Genomic DNA, 5,523 nt, shown 5'->3' with positions numbered 1-5,523 from the left:
ACTAGAATTCAACAGAGATTAAATGACCAGTCTCCTGTAGATTACAGAAAACTGGTCGCATAAGAGGGTTTTTCTCTTGTCCCATCATTGGGGTGCAGTGCCTCCTTTCTGCAGTAGTTTTTTGTAAGAAAAAATAGCCCTTCCGGACTATTCTTCTTCTTTAATAAAACCAAATTTATTTAGGGGGTACAATCTGAAATCGACAACACCCTCAATCTGATCTGCTTGAATATAACCAAATTCACGACTGTCTTTGGTATTATTGCGATCATCATTTAGGACTAAGTAACTATGACTTGGTACTTTACCAGCCTTGGTTCCCTTAAGTTCTCTAGAGAAAAAATCATTTGTAAAATAATCGCCACTTGGGGCTGCCAAATGTTTGGTCTTCATCTTGTCCAAATATGGCTCTGCTCTAGCTACACCATTCAGATAAAAGACATCATCCACATAGCTGACCTCATCGCTCTCTATCGCAATGACACGTCCAAGATATTGTTTCTCTTTTACATGATAGAGGACCAAGTCTGTTCGATCAATCTTCCCCTTTTTAGTCGCTAATACTAAATCATCTTTCTTAACGGAGGCATTGGCCATTTGATCAGATACCCACAATGGTTGAAAAACAAATAGGCGCAAAGTAAGGAGTACCAAGCCCAATATTCCAATGATGATAATATTCCGAATCAAATCCCTTTTCGACATTCCTATCCCCCCTTTCAGTTCATTCCATTATACCATTTTATTAGACAATAAAAAAGGCCCACATTCCCAAATTGTCAGAAACTTGCACTAAAAAAACCTTGCCTCCAAGCATTTAAACTTAGAGAACAAGGTTTGTTCATTGGTTAGATTAACGTACTGTGCGGATACGCATAGTATTTGTACGAACAGCTTCACCAAGTGGCACACCTGCAACGATTACGATATCGTCACCAGATTGTACAAGACCTGCTTCTACTGCTTTACGTTCTGCGATTTCGAACATATCGTCAGTTGATGATGGAGCTTCAGTCAACATTGGGATAACACCCCAGTTCAACATCAATCCACGCTCTGTCAATTCGTCGAATGTCAATGCCAAGATATCAGCATTTGGACGGTATTTAGAAATCAAGCGAGCTGTGTGACCAGTCTTAGTAAGGGTAACAACCAATTTGATGTTCATTGAGTTAGTAGCGTCTTTAACAGCTGAAGCCATAACTTCTGTCTTAGAGTTACGTTCGAATGTATCTGAGTTCAAACGTCCGTATTCGTTAAGAAGAGTTTGTGCGTTCTTGTCAATTGTAGCCATTGTTGTTACTGACTCAAGTGGGTATTTACCGTTTGCAGACTCACCTGAAAGCATTGTAGCGTCAGTTCCGTCGATAACAGCGTTAAATACGTCTGATACTTCTGAACGAGTTGCACGTGGTTTTTCAGTCATTGTTTCAAGCATGTTTGTTGCTGTGATAACAACTTTACCTGCTGCGTTCACTTTAGTGATGATCATTTTTTGGTAAACTGGAACCATTTCGAATGGTACTTCGATACCCATGTCACCACGAGCGATCATGATACCGTCAGCAGCTTCAATGATTTCATCCAAGTTATCGATACCTTGTTGGTTTTCGATTTTCGCAAACAATTGAACGTGACCATTACCAGTTTCTTCACAGATTGCACGAACTTCGTCGACGTCTTTTGCAGTACGTACGAATGAAATCGCGATGAAGTTGATACCTTGTTCCAAACCGAAACGGATATCATCGTTATCACGTTCAGCAAGAGCTGGGAAAGGAATTTTAGTGTTAGGGATGTTGACACCTTTCTGCTTAGCAATGATACCGTCATTTTCAACGACTACTTCAAATTCACGAGTTGCATCGTCTTTTGCGAAAACACGAAGACCCAATTTACCATCGTCAACCAAAACTTGGTGACCAACTTCAACATCATCGTAGATATCAAGGGCACCAGCAACGTTCAAAGCAATCACATCACGAGTTGATTTGATTCCTTGTTTAGTTGCAACACGGATTTTTTCACCAGTTTTGTAAGAGTACTCTTTTGCATCGCCTTCGAACAATTCTGTACGGATTTCTGGACCTTTTGTATCAAGAAGGAAACCAACTTTTTTACCAGCGATTTCTTCTGCACGTTTAACTGTTGCCATACGATCACCTTGTTCTTGGTGGTCACCGTGTGAGAAGTTGAAACGGAAAGTGTTGGCACCAGCTTCGATCAATTTAGCAATGTTTTGTGCTGAAGCTTCAACGTCAAGTTTTTCACCCCAATATCCATCATCACCAAATTTTTTACCACCACGGATTTCTACCGCAGGACCTAAGGTTGCAACGATTTTTACACGTTTGTTCATGATTTCTATGACTCCTTTTAAAATACACTGTCTTTTTAGACAAATTTTAACAAATAAATATTAAATAGAAGATAAGCTACGGTTCAACTCCGCAAGGTTCAAGTCAGCCTTGTGAGGGTTGTTCACTTTAATCTTACCATCTTCAGTTAAGCTAAAGAGGGCACCTTCTTCTGCACTACCAAGAATTGGGTTTTCCACCATTTGTTCATTGCGGATACCAACAGCTACGCCACCGATACCAGCTTTCAACAACTTAACAGCATGTGCACCCAAACGTGAAGCAAGAACACGGTCACGCGCAGTTGGTGAACCACCACGTTGGATATGTCCAAGTTCTGTTACACGAAGATCGCTTGTATCTCCAGCGTCTTTCAAGGCTTTACCAAATTCAGCAGCAGACATCACACCTTCAGCAAGAACGATAATGTTGTGTGTACGACCTTTTTCGTAGCCCTTCTTGATACTCTCAACGACATCTTCGATAGCAAAGCTTTCTTCTGGAATGATAATTTCATCCGCACCAGAAGCAATACCAGACCAAAGGGCGATATCCCCGGCATGACGTCCCATTACTTCGATAACGAAAGTACGGTGGTGACTAGATGAAGTATCGCGGATCTTATCAATCGCATCCATAACAGTTGTAACAGCTGTATCAAACCCAATTGTAAAATCTGTACCAACGATATCATTATCAATTGTTCCAGGAAGTCCTACAGCTGGGAAGCCATGTTCAGTCAAACGCATCGCTCCGTGGTATGATCCATCACCACCGATAACGACAACACCTTCGATTCCATGTTTTTTCAACTGCTCGATCCCTTTTAATTGACCTTCGCGTTCAGCAAATTCAGGATAGCGAGCTGAATGAAGCATCGTTCCACCACGAGAAATAATATCTCCAACTGATGAAGCATCTAATTGATGGATATCACCGGCAACCATACCAGCGTATCCATTATAGATACCAAATACTTCCATTCCTTCAGAAATTGCTTGGCGAACAACTGCACGGATAGCAGCATTCATTCCAGGGGCATCTCCACCACTGGTTAAAACAGCAATACGTTTCATTTCGATATTTGCTCCTTTTTTTCTTTTACATTCTAAATGATTATAACACAAAGAGGCTCAAATTTCTCCTATTTTCCGTAGATTTTATCGATAAATCGTTTTCATAGCAATACTTGCCAGCTCATTTTCTAACTTCTCGTTTTTCTGGACAGAAACTCCTTTTAATTGAATGGTCTTTTTCTCCTCTTCATAGCGAATAACGACAGGATAAGGACCTGGATAAGCTTTTAAGATATCTAAGACTGCCCGGTCCTCTTGGTGATCAAACAATTGAATCCAAAAACGCTGATTGGTGGCTTCTTCTGCTTCCATTAAAACCATCTGAAGACGACCATCTCTAGATTGCACTTTTCCTTTGAGATAGTAGTAGCCCTTCTCTCTTATTTTTGAGCTATAGTGGCGATAAGTATCAGGAAAAAGGGTGACATCCATCTTCTTTTGGAGATCGGAAACTTGTAAAAAGGCCATATTTTCTCCATTTTTGGTTCGGATTGTCCGGATTGATTGGACTTCAACCAAGATGGTGGCCTGTTCTCCTTCGCTTAAAGAAGCGATTGGTCGAGTCGGTTTGCTACTTGCTGCTACTATTTCCACCAGAGGATGAGGGCTGAGACCGACCCCAATGACCCTCTGCTCCATTTCATACTTCTCCGCCTTGCTATAATCCTCAGCATCCATCCAGGAATAATTAGCTTGACCAAATAAGCTACCCAATTCATCCGCAAAAACAAATAGGTTGGGAAGGTTCTGAAGGACTTTTCTGCGATTCTTTTCAAAGCAGTCAAACAAGCCCAATTCTACCAAAGGAGTTAAAAGAGGAAGTTTGTGGTATTGGCTTGGCAAGCGCAAGATAAAATCTTCTATGCTCTCAAAGGGGCGTTGGTCAATAATCCAATAGGCTAGATCTTTTGGCAGACCTTTGATATTTTTCATTCCTAGATAAATCTTCTGATCTTGGAACTTATCCTTATAAGGAATGGTATTAATGGTCAAAGGAGCTACTTGGAAATCAAATTGCAGCGCATCGGTCAAATAATCACTACTAGAGTAGTTGAGCATAATGTCAAAGAAGACATCTGGATAATGGACTTTAAAGTAAGCCAATTGGAAGGCCAAGGCTGAGTAGGCATAGGCATGGGAACGGTTGAAGCCATAGCCAGCAAATTTTTCCATAATGGCAAAGACTTGCTTGGCTTTTTCTGTACTGTGCCCAAGCGCGACAGCCCCCTTGATAAAGTCATCTTCCATCCGATGCATTTCTGCCACATTCTTTTTCCCCATGGCCCGTCTGAGGATATCGGCTTTTCCTAGACTAAAGCCAGCAAAGGTCTGTCCAACCTGCATGACTTGCTCCTGATAGAGCATGATGCCATAAGTTGGTGCTAGAATCCCTTCCAAACTAGGATCAATCATATCGACCTTCTCTTTGCCATGCTTGCGTTTGACGAAATTATCAATATAGTCACTAGCCCCAGGCCGGTTCAAAGATGTGGTCGCAACAATCTCCTCAAAACAGTTGGGTTGAACCCGTCTTAATAAACGGATAGCTCCTGCTTGCTCAAACTGGAAGATTCCCTTGGTATTTCCCGCAGCAAACAAAGCAATCGTTTCCGGATCTTCTAGAGGAATATCCTCGATTTTAATATCCTTTTGATATTTTTCCTTTACTGCTTCCTGCATCCGTTGAGCAAAAGTCAAATTTCGGAGTCCTAAGAAGTCCATCTTGAGCAGACCATTTGCCTCAACACCATGGGCATCATATTGGGTCAGATTCATCTCCTCGCCCATCTTGATCGGGATTTGATTGGTGAGATCTTCTCCACTCATGACGACTCCTGCCGCATGAATCGACGTCTGACGTGGTTGCCCTTCAATCCTCTTCGCAATTTCAAAGCCCTTCCGGTATTCTGGACGACTTTGGATGGCTTGGCGAAAAGCTAAATTCTTTTCATAAGCGGAAGCCAAGGTATCCCGTAAGCCAATCCGCTTGGTGAGGTTGGTTAACTCATACTCTGGGGTTCCAAATCTCTTAAAAACATCTCGAATGGCTTGTTTGGCTCCAAAAGTTGAGAAGGTCACAATTTGAGCCA

The 5,523-nt window shown here is 41.7% G+C and carries 4 protein-coding genes; all 4 read right to left on the bottom strand.

Annotated features, from left to right (window positions below; translation table 11 throughout):
• Positions 1 to 147 precede the first annotated feature (147 nt).
• A complete protein-coding gene (lepB, locus tag QZ158_RS07630; RefSeq protein WP_293887314.1) occupies positions 148 to 705 on the bottom strand; it encodes a signal peptidase I in 558 nt (185 codons plus the stop codon).
• A gap of 148 nt (positions 706 to 853) precedes the next feature.
• On the bottom strand, positions 854 to 2,359 hold the full coding sequence (pyk, locus tag QZ158_RS07625; protein WP_293887312.1) for a pyruvate kinase: 1,506 nt from the start codon (positions 2,357 to 2,359) through the stop codon (positions 854 to 856).
• Positions 2,360 to 2,419: 60 nt separating this feature from the next.
• Positions 2,420 to 3,433, bottom strand: a complete 1,014-nt coding sequence (gene pfkA, locus QZ158_RS07620; RefSeq protein ID WP_293887310.1) for a 6-phosphofructokinase — start codon at positions 3,431 to 3,433, stop codon at positions 2,420 to 2,422.
• 84 nt (positions 3,434 to 3,517) lie between these two features.
• Positions 3,518 to 5,523 (bottom strand): DNA polymerase III subunit alpha (gene dnaE / locus QZ158_RS07615; RefSeq protein ID WP_293887308.1); only part of this gene is annotated, 2,006 nt, incomplete at its 5' end.

Origin of the sequence: Streptococcus sp. A12 (assembly GCF_905372335.1) — a bacterium.
GTDB lineage: Bacteria > Bacillota > Bacilli > Lactobacillales > Streptococcaceae > Streptococcus.
The sequence above is the reverse complement of the archived record's forward strand: the minus strand, read 5'-3'. Positions and strand labels throughout refer to the sequence as shown.